Genomic DNA, 20,630 nt, shown 5'->3' on the forward strand with positions numbered 1-20,630 from the left:
CTCCTCCAGTGGTGCCGGACAGGACGGTCAAGGAGTGGCGGGGTGCAGCCAGCACGCCACCTCGCGCGCCGGGTCGCCGGGCGTTCCCAGCAGCGGCACGCGGTCGGGGCACGGCTCGAAGGCCTGGGGGCACCGCGGGTGGAACGCGCAGCCGGACGGCATCCCGCGCGTGTCCGGCGGCGATCCGGGGATCCCGGACAGCTCGCGCCGCGGCCCCCGCAGGGCGGGGAACGAGTTCAGCAGGCCGTGGCTGTACGGGTGCAGCGCGTCCCGGTAGAGGTCCGCCGCCGGCGCCTGCTCGACGATCCGCCCGCCGTACATGATCGCGATCCGGTCCGAGAACTCCACCAGCAGCGAAAGGTCGTGCGTGATGAACAGGACCGAGAAGCCCAGCCGCTCCCGAAGTTCGACGAGCTGGCCGAGGATCTGCCGCTGCATCACGACGTCGAGCGCGGTGGTCGGCTCGTCCATGATGACGACCCGCGGCTCCAGCGCGAGCGCCATCGCGATCATCACGCGCTGCCGCATCCCGCCGGACAGCTGGTGCGGGTACGCCTCGAGCCGGTCGGCCGAGATGCCGACCAGCTTGAGCAGGTCGCGCGCTCGCGCCACCCGGCCCGCTTTCGTGGTACGCGGTTCGTGCGCCTTGATGACGTCGACCAGCTGCGTGACCACCTTGTGCACCGGGTTCAGCGAGTTCATCGCGCCCTGGAACACGATCGACGTCTCCGCCCAGCGGAAGTCCCGGAGCTGTCTGTCCGTCAGGCGAAGGACGTCGTAGGGCTCGCCATCTGCGGGGTGGTAGATCACCTCGCCGCCGCGGATCACGCCTGGCGGCGCGAGCAGCCGCGTCAGCCCGTAGGCCAAAGTGGACTTCCCGCTGCCGCTTTCCCCGGCCAGGCCGAGGACTTCGCCGTGGTGCAGCGTCAGGTGCACATCCCGGACCGCGCGCACGGCTTCGTCGCCGACGCCGTAGTCGACGTCCAGGCCCTTGATCTCCAGCACCGGGTCCATCATGGTTGTTCCTCCCGCCCGAGCACGGGCGTGAAGCCCACGCGCATGCGATGCATCCGCCCGTCCGCGCCGCGCACGCGGGCCTTGCCGCTGCCGCGCAGCCGCGGGCTGACGAACTCGTCGATGCCGAAGTTGAGCAGGGACAACGCCGTGCCGAGGACGGCGATGGCCAGCCCGGCCGGCACGAACCACCACCACGCGCCCTGGGCGAGGGCCTGCTGGCTCTGTGCCCAGAACAGGATCGTGCCCCAGTTCCAGTTGGACAGCCCGGAGACGCCGACGAACGCGAGCGTGATCTCCGACATCACCGCGAAGATCACCGTACCGACGAAGCTGGACGCGATCACCGCGGTCAGGTTCGGCAGGATTTCGAAGAAGATGATCCGCCACGTCGACTCGCCGGTCGCCCGGGCCGCCTCGACGTATTCGCGACCGCGCAACGAAAGCGTCTGTGCTCTGAGGACTCGCGCGCCCCACGCCCATGACGTGAAGCCGATGATCACCGCCACCAGGATGTCGCCGCCGGCGGGCACCGCGCTGCCGATGATGATGATCAGCGGCAGCGCGGGAATCACCAAGAACACATTGGACAGTGCCGAGAGACCTTCCCCCGGGGTGCCGCCGAGGTAGCCGGACGTCACCCCGACGATCACCGCGAGGATCGTCGCCACGATCCCGGCGGCCAGCCCGACCAGCATGACGCTGCGCGTGCCGACCACGACCTGGCTGAAGATGTCCTGGCCGAGGTGGGTGGTGCCGAACCAGTGCCGCGCCGACGGCGACTCCAGCAGGTCGCTGCTGCGCGCCGACGGGTCGTACGGCGCGATCCAGTCGCCGACGACTGCTATCACCAGGAAGAAGACGATGACGGCGAGGCCGGTGCCGGTCTTGCCGCCGGTCAGGAACCGGAAGCGGCGCCGGCGCGCGGCCGCTTCGAGCGGGAGGGCCTGGGCGGCCTTGACGTCCGCCGCGGGTACGGCCATGTCAGCCCTCCTTCCGGGTGCGCGGGTCGAGCGCCAGGTAGGCGACGTCGGCGAACAGGTTCGCCACCAGCACCGACAGCGTGATGATCAGGAAGATGCCCTGCATCAGCGGGTAGTCCTGCGAGCCGACGGCCTGGAACAGCTGGTAGCCGACGCCGGGGTAGGAGAAGACGATCTCCACCAGCAGCGTGCCGCCGACGATGAAGCCGAGGGCGAGCGCGAAGCCGGACACGCTCGGCAGCAACGCGTTGCGTGCCGCGTAACCGACCATCACCCGGCGTTCCGACAGGCCCTTGGCGTGCGCGACGGTCACGTAGTCCTCCGAGGCGACGGTGACCATCATGTTGCGCATGCCCAGGATCCAGCTGCCCATCGAGCTGATCAGGATGGTGAGCGCGGGCAGCAGGCTGTGCTGGATCGCGCTGCCGACGAACGTCCCGTCCCAGCCCGGGATGGTGCCCGGGTCGTAGCCGCCGGACGACGGGAAGAAACTGCCCGGGCCGGCCAGCAGCGTCAGCGCGATCAGGCCGAGCCAGAAGTACGGGATCGACGAGAGGAACGTCGTCACCGGCAGCAGGCCGTCGACCCACGAGCCGCGCTTCCAGCCGGCGACCACGCCGAGCCCGGTGCCGATCGCGAAGCCGACGACCGTGGTGATGCCGACCAGGATGATCGTCCACGGCAGACTGTCGGTGAGCAGGTCGGACACCGGTGTCGGGAAGAACGTGAACGAGATCCCGAGGTCGCCGCGGAAGAGCTGGCCCCAGTAGTCGAAGTACTGGGAGATCAGGCTTTCGTTCTTGTCGAGTCCGAAGAGGACATACAGCGACTGGATCGCGTCCGCGCTGATCATGCCCTGGTTCTTGGCGATCAGTGACTGCACCGGGTCACCCGGGATCAGTCGCGGGATGAAGAAGTTGATGGTGACGGCAGCCCACGCGGTGAAGACGTAGAAGGCGAACCGCTGCAGCAGGAACCTCATCGGGCGGCTCCATCGTAGAGCCAGCACGCGGCCCAATGACCGGGTGCGTCGCCGACGTCGAACCGCGGCGGCAGGTCGGTCTTGCACCGCTCCATCGCGACCGGGCAGCGCGGGTGGAACCGGCAGCCCGGCGGCGGGTCGATCAGGCTCGGCGGTTCGCCGGACCCGCGTTCGGCCGGCGTCTCCCCGGGAGCGCCCCCGCCCGCGATCCGGTCCGGGTCGGGGGCGGATTCGATGAGCAGCCGGGTGTACGGGTGCGCCGGCCGTTGGGTGATGGTCTCGCTGTCGCCGCCTTCGACCATCCGGCCCGCGTACATCACCATCGTCTCGTCGGCGAAGTAACGCGCTGACGCGATGTCGTGCGTGATGTACAGGATCGCCAGGTGCAGGCGTTCCTTCAGATCCCGCAACAGGTTCAGCACGCCGAGCCGGATGGAGACGTCCAACATGGACACCGGCTCGTCGGCCAGCAGCGCCTCCGGGTTCGCGCCGAGCGCCCGCGCGATCGCGACGCGCTGGCGCTGGCCGCCGGACAGCTCGTGCGGGAACTTGTCGATGTACCGCTCGGGCGGCGTCATCTGGACGCGGGTGAGCAGCTCGTGCAGCGACTTCTCGAGGTCGTCTCCCACCCGGCCGTGGATCTTCAGCGCCCGCGTCAGGTGGTAGCGCACGGTGTGCACCGGATTCAGCGACGCGAACGGGTCCTGGAAGATCATCTGCACCCGGCGGGCGTAAGCGCGGAACACCTTGCCGCGCTTGATGTTCACCGTCTCGCCGTGCAGCCGGATGTCGCCGCCGGTGCGCGGGTAGAGGCCCGCGAGCAGCCTCGCGACCGTCGACTTGCCCGAGCCGGACTCGCCGACCAGCGCGGTGACGTGGCCGCGCCGGAGCGTCAGGCTCACGTCGTCGACGGCCTGGACAGCGCGGCGCGGGCCGGTCAGCGCGGCCCGGCCCTTGCGGCGGACCGGGAAGTGTTTCGCGAGTCCCGCGGCTTCGAGGACCACGGGGAGGTCCCCCTCCGGCCCGGCAGCGGTGGGGCCGGAGGGGGACTGCTCGGTCGTCACGACTGACTCCGCCATGAGTCAGGCCGCGGGCTTGAGGTGCAGGACGATGTCGAGCGCGTTGCGCAGCGTCGGCTGGGCCGGCGCGTACGGGTTGGCTTCGTCCGGCCAGCCGACCCAGTTCTTCGTGCTGTACTCGCCGCCGGAGTTGGCCGCCGACGTGGGGATCATCGGCTGCTGCTCGATCATGATCTTCTGCAGCGTCGCCATGGCGGCGGTGCGGGCGGCGTCGTCCTCGGCGTTGGCGTAGGTCTCGAGCGCCTTGGTCGCCTCGTCGTTCTTGTAGCGGCCGTAGTTGCCGTTGATGCCGCCCTGGCCGGTCGGCTTGTAGCGGTTGCCGTCCATGACGTCGCGGTACATGTCGTACGGCGTCTGCCCGTCGTTGGTCCAGTGCATCAGGCCCTCGAAGTCACCGGTGTCGACCGACTTCATCCACGCGTCCTGGTTCATCTTGTCGACCGTGGCGGTGATGCCGATCTGCGCCAGGTTGTCCTTGATGATCTCCAGGTCGGTGATGTAGTCCGACCAGCCCGACGGGACGGTGAGCTTGAGGGTGACCGGCTTGCCGCTCGGGTCGGCCAGCTTGTCACCGGTGAATTTGTAGCCCGCGCCGGTCAGCAGCGACTTCGCGCCCGGAACGTCGACCTGGACGCTCTGCCCCTTGTACTGCGGCGCGATGAACGGGTCGCCCGCCGGCGTCGGGATGCCGGTGACCTGGTCGTTCTTCGGGTAGAAGTAGCCGGCCTCGCCCTGGTTGAAGATGTCGTCGCGGTTGATCGCCTTGTTGATGGCCTGACGCAGTTTCGCGTCGTTCCACGGTGCCTTCTCGGTGTTGAACCACAGTCCGTGGACGGCCAGCTGCGCGGGGAACCACAGTTTGTAGTGCTGGGGGTCTTTGGTGGTGTAGACGGCCTTGTAGTTCGGGATGAACACGAAGCTCCACTCGGAAGCCCCGTTGACCAGTGCATTGACCTGCGCGTTGTTGTCGGTGAAGGAGGTATAGCGGATCTCCTTGACCTTCGGCGCTTCCTGCCAGTAGCCGCTGTCGCGCCGCGTGACGATCATCGTCTGCGGCGTGGCCGACTTGAGCGTGTACGGCCCGGTGCCGATCGGGTTCTTCACGAGGTCGAGCGCCGGGTCCTTGATGCCCTGCCAGACGTGCTTCGGCACGACGAGGGTCTGCAGGATCTTCACCTGGTTGACGAACTGCGAGTTGTCGAAGGCGAGGGTCACCTGGTTGCCGGCCGCGGTGATGTCCTTGTACGGCACGGCGTCGACGTTCAGCGCCTTGTTGTCGCGCAGCAACTGGAAGGTGTAGGCGACGTCTTCACCGGTCATCGGCTGGCCGTCGGAGAACTTGACGCCGTCACGGACGGTCAGAACCAGCTTCTTGTAGTTGTCCGACCAGTCCCACTTGGTGGCCAGCCACGGCTTGCCCGGCTCCTGCGGCTTGACGCGGTTGAGCATGACGAGGGGCTCGTAGATCATCCACCGGTAGCCCATGTTCGACAGGGCGGACGTCTCCAGGAACGGGTTGTTGTTCTCCGCCTGCGGGCCGTCCGGCTTGCCGACGCTGAGCACGGCGTCCGGGTTGCTCTGGGCGGCACTGGAACTCCCGCCCGAGCACGCGGTGAGCCCGCTCAAGGCCGTCATGGCTACTAGCGCTGCGACTGCTGCGCGCTTGGCTCGCATCGGCTCCTCCTGCTTTCATCGACGACTTGCGTGCTGTCGACTGGTAGCGAGCCCCGACCGCCGGCGACCGAACGACGTCCCGAAGTCAACCCGGGTGACTCGGGTCACGTCAATAACATGGCGGTAACTTTTTCGGCCTAAGTTTAAGTTCTGAAAGAACAAGCGGTCTGGACCTCTTGTTCAAGATAATCCTTGCACAGCAAGGGTTTCAGCCGATCCGGCCGCCGTTCGCGAGCAGCTGAGCGATGGGCAACGTCGCCGCGCCGAGCGCAACGGCTTCGGGCCCCAGCGTGCCGAGGACGACCTCGGTGCGCTCCGCCAGGTAGTCGAGCGCGTGCCGGTCGACGGCGTCGCGCACCGCGGGCAGGATCGCCGGTCCCATGATGGCTCCGGCCGAGCCGGAAAGCACCACCCGGTCGGGGGTGAGCAGGTTGATCAGGTTGGCGATGCCGATGCCGAGGTATTCGCCGGTCTCGGCGAGCACGTCGGCGGCCGGGCCGCCCTGCGCCGCTTCGGCCACGATCCGGGCCAGTTCGGCGTCACTTTCGTCCCCGATGACCGGTTCCTTGCCGACGCGGCCGGCGTAGTGGCGGACGACCGCCTCGGTGCCGACGTAGGCCTCCAGGCACCCGTGCGACCCACACCGGCACGCCGCTCCGGCCGCCTTGACGACGGTGTGGCCCCACTCGCTGGTCGTGATATCGGGGTGCGAACGGCCCGCCGTCGCGACGGCGGCCCCGACCCCGACGCCGAGCAGGGCGACGATGGCGCGCCCCGCACCCCGGCCGGCGCCACGCCACGACTCGGCCTGGCCCAGCGTGCGGGCGCGGTTGTCCAGGTGGAGGGGCGCTTGGATGTGCGGGTGGATGAGCTCGGCGAAGTTCACCCCGCGCCAGCCGAGGGTGGGCGCGTGCACGATCCCGCCGTCGCGGACCGCGCCGGGCACCCCGATGCCGACGCCGAACACCGCGTCCGGATCGCCGTCTTCGAGCACTTCGGCGATGCCGGTGCGCACCAGCCCGGCCACTTCGTCCGGGTCGAGCCGGGTGCCGACGAGCGGGTGGCGCACCGTCCCGAGCGTGCCGAGGGCGCAGTCGAACAGACCGACCTCGACGTGCGTTTCGCTGACGTCGACGCCGACGACGTGCCCGAAGCCGGGCCGCACCGCCAGCAGCGTCCGCGGCCGTCCGCCGTCCGATTCGACCGATCCGGCCTCGGCGACGACGCCGTCGGCGATGAGCTCGGAGACGACGTTGGTAACGGTGGCGGCCGACAGTCCCGATTCAGCTACCAGTTCCAGTCTGCTGACCGGGCCGCGGAGGTAGAGGGAGGAGAGGAGCGCCGCGCGGTTGTGCCGCCGGAGGTCTCTGGTCGTCTGGCGCGCCGCCTGGGTCACCGGGAGGATTGTGCCAGACGAGTGCTGGTTCGGAACTTAGTTCACCACTTAATACATAGCCACAACTTACGGTGATCAGGCATCCTGTCAGTGAGCCGGTAAGAAGTTAGATGGGTTGCCCATGGCGAGCAAGCGCACCACCGTCCGTGATCTGCGGCGGCACAACCGTTCCCTGCTGCTGTCGAAACTGTACTTCGACGGCCCGCTGTCGCGGCACGAACTCAGCCAGCTGACCGGATTGAGTGCCGCCACGGTGAGCAACGTGACCGCCGAACTGGGTGAAGAACGCCTGATCACGGAAGCCGGGCAGGTCGAATCGGACGGCGGCCGTCCCCGGGTGCTGCTGCGCGTCGACCCGGCGTACGGGCACGTCGCGGGTGTCGACATCGGCGAAACGGGCGTCAAGGTCGAGCTGTTCGACCTGGCGATGAACCGGCTGGCGACGGTCGAGCACCCGCTGCCGAAGGCCCCCGACGCGGCGACCGCGGTCGAGCAGGTGGCGTCCGGTCTGCAGGAGGTGTTCGCGAGCGCGGGTATCGACGAATCGAGCGTGCTCGGCGTCGGCATCGGCGTGCCGGGCACGGTCGAGCAGGGCGCGCAGGTGCTGGTGCACGCGCCGACGGTCGGCTGGGACGCGGTGCCGTTCGCTTCGCTGTTGCTCGACGCCGGCGTCAGGCTGCCGCTGTTCGTCGACAACGGCGCGAAGACCCAGGGCCAGGCCGAGATGTGGTTCGGCGCCGGCCGCGGAGCGCGGCACGCGGTGATAGCGCTGATCGGCTCGGGTGTGGGCGCGGCGGTGGTGACGGACGGAACGACGTACCGCGGCTCGACGAGCAGCGCGGGCGAGTGGGGCCACACGACGATCGCGTACGGCGGTCAGGAGTGCCGCTGCGGCTCGCGCGGCTGCCTGGAGGCGTACATCGGCGCGGGCGCGGTCCTGGCCCGCTACCGCCGAGCACGCGGCAAGGAGATCGCGGGCGAGGACGAGCAGGCCCAGTTCGCGGCGCTGTTGTCAGCGGCGGACAAGTCCAAGACAGCGGCCCGCGTGCTCGACGAAACGGCGGGCTACCTCGGCGCGGGCATCGCGAACCTGATCAACTTGTTCAACCCGGAGCGCATCGTGATCGGCGGCTGGGCGGGGCTGGCACTGGGCGAGCAGCTGCTGCCGCGGATCCGCGCGGCGGCGGGAGAGCACGCACTGAGGCACCCGTTCAGCCAGACGTCGATCCAGCTGGGTTCCCTGGGCTTGGACGCGGTGGCGACCGGCGCGGCGACGCTGCCGGTGGCGGACCTGCTGGAGCAGGGGGCGACGCCCCGGATCGCGAAGCCGGGAGCCCCGGACATCGACGCGGCCTGACTACGGCCGGCCCTTGAACCAGGCGTAGAGGAGACCGCCGCCGAGGAACGCCCCGCACGCGAAGAGGACGACACCGCAGACGAGGTAGAGGTTGTCGGTGTGCCCGACGGCCATGGCGACACCACCAACGGCCCCGGCCAGCAGCGCAAGCGCGGCAGCGAGCGTTCCGGGCGGCGGCGCGGGCTTGTCGTGCGCCATCACGACCTCCTTCGGCCTTGAAGCACTTCCCTGACGCTGCATCACGTCGGTAGCGCACCAGCCCCGACGGGTGGGCGGCCCCACCGCGACTCCCGTGATCAGGGCCGTGACTCGCGTGATCAGAGCCGTAACTGGCGTGATCAGGACCGGAATTCGCGTGATGGGAGCCGCAACTCGCGAGTTCCGGTTCCGATCACGCGAGTTCCGGCTTCAATCACGCCAGTTCCGGTTCCGATCACGCTGGATCCGGTTCCGATCACGCTGGCCGGCCCTGGCCGGCGCACCACCCAGCGGTATACCAGCTCCGGCAGCGCGCCACACCCGCCAAGCAGGGCCCACCCGCCCTGGGGGCCATCCCCGCTCCAGCGTATCGACCCCCACCGACAAGAAGGCCGCGGAAACCGCCACCGAGGCAGAACCATCCACAACTCGGCCAGGCTGTGGACAACTCAGCAGGGCACCCACCGCGATGGCGCGATGCACCGCTGAGCGGGAACCCCGAACGAACCCGGCCCGCTCACCCACACACCCTTAATTCGGGTTGAAAAAAAATGACCGCCGGACTGTTGCCGGACTTGTCTGGACCATGCATACTTTGTTGCCAGGCACAACAAAGGCACCCGGATCACGCTGCCGCTCGCGCACCGTCGCGCGGGCCCCGGCGAGCACACGCACGGCCGCGCCTGCCGCCGCCCCGGCACGCGAGGCCACCTCCCCCCTCCCCGCGTTCCGTGCTGCGCGCGGAACGCCGGTCCCCACGGTGAGAGAGGCGACAATGATGTCCACCTCGAAAAAGAACCGCTGGGCGGCGCTCTTCGCCGCCTGTTCCCTGCTCGTCCTCGGGCAGCAGATCGTCAACCCCGCCCCGGCCGCCGCCGCGGCCACCTTCACCGATGACTTCAACGGCCCCGCGGGCGCCGCCGTCGACGGGTCGAAGTGGCAGCTCGAAACCGGTGACAACGTGAACAACCACGAGCGGCAGTACTACACCTCGGGCACCAGCAACGCCCAGCTCGACGGCCAAGGTCACCTCGTCATCACGGCGAAGAAGGAAAACCCGGGCAACTACAACTGCTGGTACGGCCGCTGCGAATACACCTCCGCGCGGATGAACACCGCCGGCCGGTTCAGCCAGGCCTACGGCCACTTCGAGACCCGCATGAAACTCCCGCGCGGGCAAGGCATGTGGCCGGCCTTCTGGATGCTCGGCGGCGGCAACTGGCCCACCGACGGCGAAATCGACATCATGGAGAACGTCGGGTTCGAGCCGAACACCGTGCACGGCACCATCCACGGCCCCGGCTACTCCGGCTCCGGCGGCATCGGGGCGGCCTACAACGGCCCCAACTTCTCCGACGACTTCCACACCTACGCCATCGACTGGGCCCCCAACCAGATCAAGTGGTACGTCGACGGGAACCTCTACGAGACGCGCACACCGTCCGACCTGAACGGCAACCGCTGGGTGTACGACCACAACTTCTTCCTCATCCTCAACCTCGCCGTCGGCGGATACTGGCCCGGCGATCCCAACAGCAGCACGCAGTTCCCGCAGCAACTGGTCGTCGACTACGTGCACGTCACCGACACGTCGAGCGGCGGCAGCGGCCGGACCGGCACCATCACCGGCATCGGCGGCAAGTGCGTCGACGTCGCGGGCGCGAACACCGCCAACGGCACGCCGATCCAGATCACCGACTGCAACGGCAACGCCGCCCAGAACTGGACGGTCGGCACCGACGGCACGATCCGCGCGCTCGGCAAGTGCATGGACGTCTCGGGCGCGGGCACGGCGAACGGGACACCGGTGCAGCTCTACGACTGCAACAGCACCGGCGCCCAGCAATGGGTCGTGACCGGGGCGAAGGACATCGTGAACCCCAACGCGAACAAATGTCTCGACGCCACCGGCAATTCGAGCGCGAACGGCACCCGTCTGCAGATCTGGACCTGCGGCGGCGGTGCGAACCAGAAGTGGACCGCTCCCTGACCCACCCCTCGTGAGTGGTAAGCCGGGTTAGAACCCGGCTTACCATTCACGACCCCAGAAGTGGAAGCTCCCATGAGAAAACTGCTCACCCTGGTGGGCGTGACGGCGCTCGCCGCGGCGACGTTGGCCGCCCCGGCGCAGGCCGCGGGCGAGCCGGTCAACGTCTGGCTCACCACCACCAGCGACTCCGGCGGCCGCCAGGTCACCCGCGGTCTCCAGCAGCAGACGCCGATCGCGTTCGCCGCGGGCACGGGTACCGGCGGCGTGACCGTCAACGTCAACGAAAACACCACCTACCAGCAGTTCGAAGGTGGCGGAGCGTCCTTTACGGACACCGCCGCGTGGCTGCTGAACTCCAGTGGAGCCTTGAACCAGGCCACTCGTGACGACACGATGCGCAAGCTGTTCGACCCCACCAGCGGCATCGGCCTGAGCTTCATCCGCAACCCGCTCGGCGCGTCCGACCTGGCCCGCTACAGCTACACCTTCGACGACATGCCGGCCGGCCAGACCGACCCGGACCTGACGCACTTCTCCATCGCGCACGACCAGGCCGACGTGCTGCCGCTGACCAAGCAGGCCAAGCAGCTCAACCCGCAGGCGAAGGTGATGGCGTCGCCGTGGAGCGCGCCGCCGTGGATGAAGGACAACGACAGCTACCTGCTGGGCTGGGTCGAATCGCAGTACTACCCGGCCTACGCGCAGTACTTCGTCAAGTACCTCCAGGCCTACCAGGCCGCGGGCGTGCCGATCGACTACGTCTCGATGCAGAACGAGCCGACCTGCTGCTCCAGCTACCCTTCGACCAACTGGAACGGCGCCGGTCTGGCCTACTTCGCGAAGAACAACCTGCTGCCGGCCCTGCGCAACGCCGGACTGTCCACAAAGGTCCTGGCGCTCGACTGGAACTGGGACACCTACGCCTCCTACGGCGCGCCGACGATGGACGACGCGGCGATCCGCACGCACCCGAACTTCGGCGGCGTCGCGTGGCACGGCTACGGCGGCGACATCGCGCAGCAGACGACCGTGCACAACCAGTACCCGGACGTCAACGCCTACTCGACCGAGCACTCCGGCGGCACCTGGATCCCGAACCAGCAGGCCGAGGACATGAACAACATCGTGGACTACACCCGGAACTGGTCGACGAGCTTCGTGAAGTGGAGCCTCGGCGTCGACCAGGACATGGGCCCGCACAACGGTGGCTGCGGCACCTGCACCGGCCTGATCACCGTCCACAACGGAGACTCGCGCAGCGGGCAGGTCGACTACACCGTCGAGTACTACACGATGGGCCACCTGACGAAGTTCGTGAAGCCGGGCGCCCACCGGATCGACTCGAACGACAACCCGGCCGTGCGCAACGTCGCCTGGAAGAACCCGGACGGGTCGAAGGCGCTGATCGCGTACAACTCCGGCACCGGAACCCAGAACGTGCGGGTGAACTGGGGCAACTCGTCGTTCACCTACGCCCTGCCCGGCCACACCTCGGCGACGTTCACCTGGAACGGCACCCAGGGCAACGGCGGCGGCACCGGCAAGACCGGGCCGATCACCGGCCTCGGCGGCAAGTGCGCCGACGTCGCCGGCGCGAACAGCGCCAACGGCACCGCCGTCCAGCTCTACGACTGCAACGGCACCAACGCTCAACAGTGGACGGTCGGCACGGACGGCACGATCCGCGCGCTGGGCAAGTGCCTCGACGTCACCGGACAGTCCACTGCGGACGGTGCCCAGCTCCAGCTCTGGGACTGCGGCGGTACGGCGAACCAGAAATGGGCGGCCACCGCGGCGAAGGACATCGTCGGGTCGGGCTCGAACAAGTGTGTCGACGCCACCGGCAGTTCGAGCGCCAACGGTACCCGGCTGCAGATCTGGGCGTGCACCGGCGCGGCCAACCAGAAATGGACCATCCCGGCTTGAGGAGCAACGAATGAAGAAGCGAGCAGCTTGGGGTGCGCTCGTCGCGGCGTCGGCGATGGTGCTCGCCCCGGGTGTCGCGCGGGCGGCGACCGGGCCGATCACCGGCCTCGCCGGCAAGTGCGCCGACGTCGCCGGCGCGAACAGCGCCAACGGCACCGCCGTCCAGCTCTACGACTGCAACGGCACCAACGCTCAACAGTGGACGCTCGGCGCCGACGGATCCCTGCAGGCGCTGGGCAAATGCCTCGACGTGACGAGCGCGGGCACAGCGGACGGCACACAGATCCAGCTGTGGGACTGCAACGGGAGCAACGCCCAGAAGTGGACGGCCAACGCGGCGAAGAACCTGGTCAACACCGGCTCGGGCAAGTGCCTCGACGCGACCGGCAACGCGAGCGCCAACGGGACGCGGCTGCAGATCTGGACGTGCGCGAGCACGGCCAACCAGCAGTGGACGCTGCCCGGCGGCACGACACCACCGCCCGGGCCGGGGGCGATGGCCGTCGCGCCCTACCTCTACAACGGCTGGGGCGACCCGCCCAACCCGGCGACGATCATGGGCGCGACCGGCGTCAAGTGGTTCACGCTGGCGTTCATCCTGTCCAACGGCTACTGCACCCCGCAGTGGGACGGCGGCCGGGCACTGACCGGTGGTGTGGACCAGAACACGATCACCACGATCCGCGCGGCCGGCGGTGACGTGATCCCGTCGTTCGGCGGCTACTCCGGCAACAAGCTGGAGTCGTCGTGCGGCAGCGCGGGCGAGCTGGCGGCGGGCTACCAGAAGGTGATCAACGCGTACGGCCTCAAGGCGATCGACATCGACATCGAGGCCGACGCCTACAGCAACGCGACTGTGCAGCAGCGCACGGTCGACGCGCTGAAGACGGTCCGCGCGAACAACCCGGGCATCAAGATCTACGTCACCTTCGGCACCGGCCAGTCGGGTCCCGACAACAGCCTGGTGAACCGGGCGGCGCAGTCCGGGCTCACGGTCGACGGCTGGGTGATCATGCCGTTCGACTTCGGCGGCGCGGGCCAGAACATGGGCACGCTGACGCAGCGGGCGGCCGAGGGGCTCAAGAACGTCGTCAAGCCGGCCTACGGCTACGACGACGACACGGCCTACCGGCACATGGGCATTTCGTCGATGAACGGCATCACCGACAACAGCGAGACGGTCACGCTCGACGACTTCACGACGATCCTGGGCTACGCGAACACGCACCACCTGGCCCGGCTGACGTTCTGGTCGGCGAACCGCGACCGCCCGTGCCCCGGCGGGTACCCGAACAACGACACCTGTTCCGGCGTTTCCCAGCAGGCGTGGGACTTCACGAGGATCTTCGCCCGCTACGCCGGCTGACGCTGGCCCGAGTCCGTGAATGGCACATTGAGAGACTTAGAGTCTCTCAATGTGCCATTCACGGAACTTCGGGGGGCTGCCGGGCCGCGGCACTGGGGGAGGCGGCGACCCGGCAGCGTGGTCCGCCTGCCGCTGGGGGTACCGGCGGCGGAACCGCACCGAGGTTAACCACCGGGGATCGAGACGGGCTGGTGCTCGGCCCGTCCGGACGCCAAGCCTGCCCGAACGCGCATTCCGGCGACCGGACGCCGGTCTGGGACATCGATCCTTGCTGAGGCAAGGGAGAAGACGTGGGCAGTGCCGCCTACTCCCCGGCGACGGCCGCCCGGGCCGCGGCGGCGCGATCGGCATAAGCCGCGACCAGCTGCTCCTCCGCGTCCTCGAGGTACTTCATCAGCAGCTGCTCCGCCCCCGGCCCGTCACCTGCCTCGATGCGGTCGAGGATTTCGTGGTTCCGCGGCAGGTAGCGCTCGTGGAACCGCCGTGGCTCGGCCATGATGTGGAACACCAGCCGCAGCTCGGCGGTCAGCCTTCCGACCAGCTCGTTGATCCGCTCGCTGCCGGACAGCGCCACCAGCTCCTGGTGGAACCAGACGTTCGCCGTGCCGAGGTCCTTCCAGTTGCCGGTGCGGGCCGCTTCGTCGCCGATCTCCACCTTCTCGCGAATCCTGGCGAAGGTCGCCGGCTTCGCCGTGACCCCGCGGACCGCCGCGCACTCGATGATCTTGCGCACCCGGTAGATGTCGACGACGTCCTCGACGCTCGGGATGCGGACGAAGACCCCGCGGTTGAGCTCGTGAGCCAGCAGCCGCTCGTGCGTGAGCAGCCGGAACGCCTCGCGCAGCGTGTTGCGCGAGACGCCGAGCGCGTTGCCGATGTCCTGCTCCGACAGCCGGCCGCCCGGCAGGAAGAAACCCTCCGCGATGCGCTTGCGCAGCACGCCGGCGACCCGTTCGGCCGTGCTCTTGCGGCTGACCAGGCCACGGTCGGCCTCCAGGCCCGGGACTGCACTGTCTTCGATGACCACGTGAACAAGGGTACCCGGCACGCCGAGGACGATCCAATTGCCGTCTTGTGGAATTGTTCAACAATCTCTACCGTGTGAGGCACGCCACGATGAGAGACACTGGCCAGGAGGAGCCCCATGACTGCCACCACAGCAACCGAGGCCCGCCCGTTCGACTGGTTCCGCACGCTCGGGAAACGCGGGCGCCGCGCCTTCGTGGGCGCGTTCGGCGGATACGGCCTGGACTCGTTCGACTACCAGACCCTGCCGCTCGGCCTGGCCGCGATCACCGCGTACTTCGGCATTTCGAGCGGCGAAGCCGGCTTGCTCGGCACGACGACGCTGGTCGTGTCCGCCGTCGGCGGGGTCGGTGCCGGCATGCTCGCCGACCGGATCGGCCGCGTCCGCACGCTCCAGATCACCATCGCGATGTACACGATCTTCACCGTGCTCTGCGGGTTCGCACCCAACTTCGAGACGCTGCTGATCTTCCGCGCCCTGCAGGGACTGGGCTTCGGCGGCGAGTGGGCGGCGGGCGCCGCGCTGGTCGCCGAGTATTCGCAGGCCAAGTACCGCGGCCGGACCGTGGCGTTCGTGCAGAGCGCCTGGGCGGTCGGCTGGGGCCTCTCGGTCGTCGTCTACACCGTCGTGTTCAGCTTCGCGAGCGACGACGTGGCCTGGCGAATCATGTTCTGGACCGGCGTCATCCCGGCACTGTTCGTGCTCTGGATCCGCCGCAGCGTCAAGGACGCCCCGCGCGCGGAAGAACGCCGGCTCGCCGCACCCACCAAGAGCACGCTGCCGCAGATCTTCAAGGGCGACCTCCTGCGCACGACGTTCTTCGCCGCGCTGCTGGCCACCGGCGTCCAGGGCGGGTACTACACGATCTCGACGTGGCTGCCGTCCTACCTGAAGAAGACGCGCGAGCTGACCGTGATCGGCACCGGCGGCTACCTCGCGTTCCTCATCACCGGCGCCTTCGTCGGGTACGTCTGCGGCGGTTACCTCACGGACCTGATGGGGCGCAAGAAAACCTTCCTGACGTTCGCGCTGCTCTCGGCCGCCCTGATCGTCGCGTACACCCAGATCCCCAAGGGCGCCAACGGACTCGTGCTGGTGCTCGGCTTCCCGCTCGGCTTCTCGATGTCGGCGATCTTCAGCGGCTTCGGCGCGTTCCTCGCCGAGCTGTACCCGACGGCGTTGCGCGGCACGGGTCAGGGCTTCACGTACAACTTCGGCCGCGCGGTCGGAGCGATCTTCCCGACCGTCGTCGGCTTCCTCGGCGCGGGCGGCGCGATCGTGTTCGGCGCGCTCGGTTACGGCATCGCGGCCCTCGCGCTGCTCGGCCTGCCCGAAACCCGCGGGATCGAACTCGTTGACTGAGGGGGAACCAATGACCACCTTCGACCAGCCGGCCACCTTCACGCCGGCCCAGGCGCGCGCGGTGTTCCGCCGCGGCAACGCCCGGCCCACGACGGGCTGGGCCAACGGCTTCACCCAGACCAACCTGATCGCCGTCCCCGAGGACTGGGCCTACGACGTCCTCCTGTTCTGCACCCGCAACCCGCAGCCGTGCCCGCTGCTCGACGTCACCGACCCCGGCGACCCGGCCACCCGCCTCGCCGATGGCGCGGACCTGCGCACCGACCTGCCGCGCTACCGGATCTGGCAGAACGGCGTGCTCGCCGGCGAAGTGACCGACGCGACCGGTCTGTGGCGCAGCGACATGGTCGCCTTCTCGATCGGCTGCAGCTTCACGTTCGAGACGGCGCTGGCCGCCGAGGGCGTCCCGCTGCGGCACGTCGACCAGGGCCGCAACGTCGCGATGTACGTGACGAACCGGCAGTGCGAGCCCGCCGGGCGGCTGTTCGGCCCGATGGTCGTGTCGATGCGCCAGATCCCGGAGGACCGCGTCGACGACGCCATCCGGATCACCCGGGCGATGCCGGCCGTGCACGGCGCCCCGGTGCACATCGGCGACCCGCGTGCGCTGGGGATCGAGGACCTTTCCCGGCCGGACTTCGGCGACCCGGTGGACGCGCAACCCGATGACGTCCCGGTGTTCTGGGCCTGCGGGGTCACGCCGCAGGCGGCACTGATGGCGTCGCGGCCTCCCTTTGCGATCACCCACTCGCCGGGGTACATGTTCATCACCGATCGGCACGACAGCGAATACCGGGTGGGCTGAAATGGATCTGAACAGCGATCTCGGCGAGGGCTTCGGCGCCTGGAAGATGGGCGACGACGAAGCCATGCTCGACATCGTGACCAGCGCGAACGTCGCGTGCGGCTTCCACGCCGGCGACCCGCCGGTGATGCGGCGGGTGTGCGAGCTGGCGGCCGAGCGCGACGTCGCGATCGGCGCGCACGTCGGCTACCGCGACCTGGCCGGCTTCGGCAGGCGCGCGCTCGACATCGCGCCGGCCGAGCTGGCCGACGAAGTGCTCTACCAGATCGGGGCGCTCGACGCGTTCGCCCGGGCGGCGGGCAGCCGCGTGACGTACGTGAAGCCGCACGGCGCGTTGTACAACACCGCGGCGGCCGACGCCGAGCAGGCGGCGGCGATCGTCGACGGCCTGCGCCGGTACGACCCCGCGCTCGCGCTGCTCTGCCTCCCGGACTCGGAAATGCAGCGGGAAGCGGAAAAAACTGGTGTCGTCGCGTACGCGGAGGCGTTCGCGGACCGGGCGTACACCGCGGAAGGCCGGCTCGTCTCACGCAAGCAGCCGGGCGCGGTCCTGCACGACGCTTCGGCCGTCGCCGAGCGGGCGGTGGCGATGGCGACCGGCGGCGGGGTCGTGACGGCCGACGGCGGCAAGCTCGACCTGCGCCCGGATTCCCTGTGCGTGCACGGGGACACACCGGGCGCGGTCGAGCTCGCCCGCCGGATCCGCGACGGCCTGGCCGCCGCGGACGTCCCGCTCGCCGCGTTCACCGGATGACCGTCCGGCTGCTGCCGTGCGGGCGGCGCGCGGTGCTGGTGGAATCCGACGACGTGCTGGGCTTCCAGGCGGCCCTGACGCAGTCGCTGCCGGACGGCGTCGAGGAGCTCGTCCCGGCGGCCCGGACGCTGCTGGTCCGCTTCGACCCCTCGGTGACCGACGCGGACCGCCTGGGCGCCCTGCTGCGTCAAGTGTCTCCTGTGGACAGTGCGGTGTCGGAAGCGGGCGAGGTGGTGATCCCGGTGGTCTACGACGGCGAAGACCTGGACGGCGTCGCCGCGGAGACGGGGTTGAGCGTGGGTTCGCTGATCTCACGGCACACCGCGGGGACGTACATTTCGGCCTTTTGTGGCTTCGCGCCGGGGTTCGCGTACCTGGCGGGGTCGGATCCGCTGCTGCACGTGTCACGCCGGTCGTCGCCGCGCACCCGCATCCCGCCCGGCTCGGTCGCGATCGCGGGCGAGTACAGCGCGGTCTACCCGAGCGCGTCCCCCGGCGGCTGGCGGCTGCTGGGCCGGACGGACGTGCCGGTGTGGGACGTCGAACGCGATCCGCCGAACCTGTTGCCACCGGGCACGAAGGTCCGTTTCGAGGCGGTGACGCCGTGAAGCTGGAAGTGGTCCGGCCGGGGTTCTCGACGACGGTGCAGGACCTCGGCCGCCCGGGCCACGCGGCGCTCGGCGTCGGCCGGTCCGGCGCGGCCGACCGCGAGTCGTTCCGGCTGGCCAACCGGCTCGTCGGGAACCCGGCCGGGGCCGCGGCCCTGGAGGTCACGCTCGGCGGTCTGGTGCTGCGCGCGTCGGGCCTGTCCACCGTGGCGGTCACCGGCGCTTCCTGCCCGCTCTCGAAGGGCGGGCCGAACGGGCCGATCACGTTGTGGCCCGGGGAGGAACTCGCGCTCGGCACGGCCGTTTCCGGTCTGCGTTGTTACGTCGCGGTGCGCGGCGGGATCGACGTACCGCCGGTGCTCGGCTCCCGGGCGACGGACACGCTCGGGAAGCTCGGCCCGCCACCGGTGACGGCCGGGATGCTGCTGCCGGTCGGCCCGGCCCCGCGCGCCTTCCCCGTCGTGGACCTCGCGCCCCGGGCGGCCTGGCCGGACGCGCCGGTGCTGCGCGTGACACCGGGTCCGCGTCGCGACTGGTTCGCCGCGCCGGACGAGCTGCTGTCCACTGTGTACACCGTGTCACCGGATTCGGACCGCGTCGGCATCCGGCTCACCGGGCCCGCCCTTTCGCGCGCGCGGCACGACGAGCTGCCGTCGGAGGCGTGCGTACCGGGATCGCTGCAGGTGCCGCCGTCGGGCCGGCCGATCCTGTTCCACGCCGACCACCCGACGACCGGCGGCTATCCGGTGATCGCGGTCGTCGAGGAGGACGACCTCGATCTGGCGGCCCAGCTGCGGCCGGGCCAGACAGTGCGCTTCCGTCCCGCGTCGTGAGTGAGTAACAGTGTTCTAACACTGTTACTCACTCACGACCACCAGCCAGGCGACGTTGATGGCCGCGATCGCGAGCCACGCCGCCCAGGCCGCCCCGGGCGCGAGCCAGGTGGTGACGACCCCCAGTGCCACCGTCACCACCACCGGCCATCCGCGCCGCACCCGACGGGGCTGCTGCTCGGCGAGATAGGCGTCGAGGGCCTCCGCGACCTGGTCGTCGATCTCGTCGCGCAGCCGCGCGTCCAGCTCAGACATGCGCGGGCACCGCCGGCCGCGGGAGGGCCACCGACAGGCACGCCAGCGCCAGCGGCACCTCGAGACCGGCCATGAGCAGGGAAAACACGACGTCGTCGCCGGCCGTCACGACGTCGAACCAGGCGTCGGCCAGCAGCAGCGTCGCGGTGGCGATCGCCGCGAACGGCGTCCGCGGATCGCCGCGCCCGAGCAGCCAGGCCGTGGCCAGCAGGCCGAACGCCTCGGCCGCGTCGAAGCCGGTCCAGGCCAGCCGCCAGTGCTGCGCCTGGACGGCGTCCGGCAGCGTCATCCCCAGTACTGCGATCCACGGCAGGAGGCACAACCCCGCCGCCCAGAAGACCTTCTTCATGTGAACCCCCGAGTTCTCTCCCGACCCAAGGTAGCGATTGCAGAGATTCTTTGCAAACAATCTCTGTAGTACCCTCCGAGCATGGTCCAACGTCCCGAAAAACGCGTGCTCACCGGCGCGGATCTCAAGGCCTTCTACAAGGCACTGGCCAACCCGGTGCGCCGCGACATCCTGGCCTACCTGGGCAAACACGGCGAAGCGAACTCGACGAGCGTCGCGAAGGCCCTCGGCGAGAGCACCGGGACGACCAGCTACCACCTCCGCAAGCTCGCCGACCTGGAGCTGATCGAAGAGCTCGAGGACCGCGGGGACGGCCGCGAGCGCTGGTGGAAGTCGCGCTCAAAAGACATCTACACCCCGCCCGGGCTCGAACTGACCCCGGACGAGCGCGAGGCGATGCTCAAGCTCGGCGCGCTCAAGATGAGTCACGACCTCGGTCTGGTCACCCGCGCGTACGCGGGCTACGAGAAGTCCGAGGGCTGGAACCAGATCTACCGCTCCGGCCTGCACCTGACGAAGGACCAGGTCACGTCGTTCGTCGAGGAATACCAGAACCTGGTGTGGAAGTACGTCAGCGAGCCGGGGCAGCACCCCGAAGGCTCGCGGTCGCTGGCCATCCGGCTCATCGTGGTGCCCGAAGAAGACGGGCCTTCATCCTGACGGTCGCGTGCG

Annotated in this window: 20 protein-coding genes; 10 read left to right on the forward strand and 10 right to left on the reverse strand. The window is 69.4% G+C overall.

The window, feature by feature from the left end; all coding sequences use genetic code 11:
* Positions 1–27: 27 nt before the first annotated feature.
* The 6 genes from A3CE_RS0118280 to A3CE_RS0118305 form a co-directional block, all read right to left on the reverse strand.
* Complete coding sequence (locus A3CE_RS0118280; protein ID WP_043790928.1) at positions 28–1,017, reverse strand: ABC transporter ATP-binding protein; 990 nt, start codon at positions 1,015–1,017, stop codon at positions 28–30.
* Positions 1,014–1,997, reverse strand: a complete 984-nt coding sequence (locus A3CE_RS0118285; protein ID WP_020641553.1) for an ABC transporter permease — start codon at positions 1,995–1,997, stop codon at positions 1,014–1,016. Before A3CE_RS0118285 ends, A3CE_RS0118280 begins: the two co-directional genes overlap by 4 nt.
* 1 nt (position 1,998) lies before the next feature.
* Entirely contained in the window at positions 1,999–2,979 is a 981-nt protein-coding gene (locus A3CE_RS0118290; RefSeq protein ID WP_020641554.1) for an ABC transporter permease, read from the reverse strand.
* The gene (locus A3CE_RS0118295; RefSeq protein WP_026468618.1) at positions 2,976–4,043 is read right to left on the reverse strand and encodes an ABC transporter ATP-binding protein; all 1,068 of its coding nucleotides are present in this window, start codon (positions 4,041–4,043) and stop codon (positions 2,976–2,978) included. Before A3CE_RS0118295 ends, A3CE_RS0118290 begins: the two co-directional genes overlap by 4 nt.
* 18 nt (positions 4,044–4,061) lie before the next feature.
* The gene (locus tag A3CE_RS0118300; protein ID WP_020641556.1) at positions 4,062–5,693 is read right to left on the reverse strand and encodes an ABC transporter substrate-binding protein; all 1,632 of its coding nucleotides are present in this window, start codon (positions 5,691–5,693) and stop codon (positions 4,062–4,064) included.
* Positions 5,694–5,940: 247 nt separating this feature from the next.
* Positions 5,941–7,128 carry an ROK family transcriptional regulator gene (locus tag A3CE_RS0118305; RefSeq protein ID WP_020641557.1) on the reverse strand — a complete coding sequence of 396 codons (1,188 nt, stop codon included), beginning with the start codon at positions 7,126–7,128 and terminating at the stop codon, positions 5,941–5,943.
* Between the two features lie 121 nt (positions 7,129–7,249).
* On the opposite strand from A3CE_RS0118305, the gene A3CE_RS0118310 reads away from it, so the two are divergent.
* Positions 7,250–8,485 carry an ROK family transcriptional regulator gene (locus A3CE_RS0118310; protein WP_020641558.1) on the forward strand — a complete coding sequence of 412 codons (1,236 nt, stop codon included), beginning with the start codon at positions 7,250–7,252 and terminating at the stop codon, positions 8,483–8,485.
* On the opposite strand, the gene A3CE_RS0118315 is transcribed toward A3CE_RS0118310, so the two are convergent.
* A complete protein-coding gene (locus A3CE_RS0118315) occupies positions 8,486–8,683 on the reverse strand; it encodes a hypothetical protein (protein WP_020641559.1) in 198 nt (65 codons plus the stop codon).
* A gap of 778 nt (positions 8,684–9,461) precedes the next feature.
* Here A3CE_RS0118315 and A3CE_RS0118320 point away from each other — a divergent pair.
* The 3 genes from A3CE_RS0118320 (at position 9,462) to A3CE_RS0118330 (ending at position 13,965) form a co-directional block, all read left to right on the forward strand.
* Positions 9,462–10,673, forward strand: a complete 1,212-nt coding sequence (locus A3CE_RS0118320; RefSeq protein ID WP_026468620.1) for a glycoside hydrolase family 16 protein — start codon at positions 9,462–9,464, stop codon at positions 10,671–10,673.
* A gap of 72 nt (positions 10,674–10,745) precedes the next feature.
* Positions 10,746–12,599 (forward strand): ricin-type beta-trefoil lectin domain protein, encoded by a 1,854-nt coding sequence (locus A3CE_RS0118325; protein WP_020641561.1) that lies wholly within the window; start codon positions 10,746–10,748, stop codon positions 12,597–12,599.
* A 10-nt stretch (positions 12,600–12,609) separates the two neighbouring features.
* Positions 12,610–13,965 carry a chitinase gene (locus A3CE_RS0118330; protein ID WP_020641562.1) on the forward strand — a complete coding sequence of 452 codons (1,356 nt, stop codon included), beginning with the start codon at positions 12,610–12,612 and terminating at the stop codon, positions 13,963–13,965.
* A 304-nt stretch (positions 13,966–14,269) separates the two neighbouring features.
* Here the strand turns inward: A3CE_RS0118330 and A3CE_RS0118335 are convergent, their stop codons facing one another.
* Positions 14,270–14,992, reverse strand: a complete 723-nt coding sequence (locus tag A3CE_RS0118335; RefSeq protein WP_020641563.1) for a GntR family transcriptional regulator — start codon at positions 14,990–14,992, stop codon at positions 14,270–14,272.
* Positions 14,993–15,109: 117 nt separating this feature from the next.
* On the opposite strand from A3CE_RS0118335, the gene A3CE_RS0118340 reads away from it, so the two are divergent.
* Genes A3CE_RS0118340 through A3CE_RS0118360 form a run of 5 tightly spaced genes read left to right on the forward strand, consistent with a single transcriptional unit; the run spans position 15,110 to position 19,354 of the window.
* Positions 15,110–16,354, forward strand: a complete 1,245-nt coding sequence (locus A3CE_RS0118340) for an MFS transporter (RefSeq protein WP_020641564.1) — start codon at positions 15,110–15,112, stop codon at positions 16,352–16,354.
* A 10-nt stretch (positions 16,355–16,364) separates the two neighbouring features.
* Positions 16,365–17,159, forward strand: a complete 795-nt coding sequence (locus A3CE_RS0118345) for a putative hydro-lyase (protein ID WP_020641565.1) — start codon at positions 16,365–16,367, stop codon at positions 17,157–17,159.
* Between the two features lies 1 nt (position 17,160).
* A complete protein-coding gene (locus A3CE_RS0118350; RefSeq protein ID WP_020641566.1) occupies positions 17,161–17,913 on the forward strand; it encodes a LamB/YcsF family protein in 753 nt (250 codons plus the stop codon).
* The gene (locus A3CE_RS0118355) at positions 17,910–18,521 is read left to right on the forward strand and encodes a 5-oxoprolinase subunit B family protein (RefSeq protein ID WP_020641567.1); all 612 of its coding nucleotides are present in this window, start codon (positions 17,910–17,912) and stop codon (positions 18,519–18,521) included. Before A3CE_RS0118350 ends, A3CE_RS0118355 begins: the two co-directional genes overlap by 4 nt.
* Positions 18,518–19,354, forward strand: a complete 837-nt coding sequence (locus A3CE_RS0118360) for a 5-oxoprolinase subunit C family protein (RefSeq protein ID WP_020641568.1) — start codon at positions 18,518–18,520, stop codon at positions 19,352–19,354. Before A3CE_RS0118355 ends, A3CE_RS0118360 begins: the two co-directional genes overlap by 4 nt.
* A gap of 24 nt (positions 19,355–19,378) precedes the next feature.
* Here the strand turns inward: A3CE_RS0118360 and A3CE_RS0118365 are convergent, their stop codons facing one another.
* Complete coding sequence (locus A3CE_RS0118365) at positions 19,379–19,609, reverse strand: hypothetical protein (protein ID WP_020641569.1); 231 nt, start codon at positions 19,607–19,609, stop codon at positions 19,379–19,381.
* The gene (locus tag A3CE_RS0118370) at positions 19,602–19,958 is read right to left on the reverse strand and encodes a hypothetical protein (RefSeq protein ID WP_020641570.1); all 357 of its coding nucleotides are present in this window, start codon (positions 19,956–19,958) and stop codon (positions 19,602–19,604) included. Before A3CE_RS0118370 ends, A3CE_RS0118365 begins: the two co-directional genes overlap by 8 nt.
* 81 nt (positions 19,959–20,039) lie before the next feature.
* Between A3CE_RS0118370 and A3CE_RS0118375 the strand changes: the two genes are divergently transcribed.
* Positions 20,040–20,618: an ArsR/SmtB family transcription factor gene (locus A3CE_RS0118375; protein WP_026468621.1), complete on the forward strand. Its 579-nt coding sequence runs from the start codon at positions 20,040–20,042 to the stop codon at positions 20,616–20,618.
* Positions 20,619–20,630 lie beyond the last annotated feature (12 nt).

This window comes from Amycolatopsis balhimycina FH 1894 (assembly GCF_000384295.1).
Lineage (GTDB): Bacteria > Actinomycetota > Actinomycetes > Mycobacteriales > Pseudonocardiaceae > Amycolatopsis > Amycolatopsis balhimycina.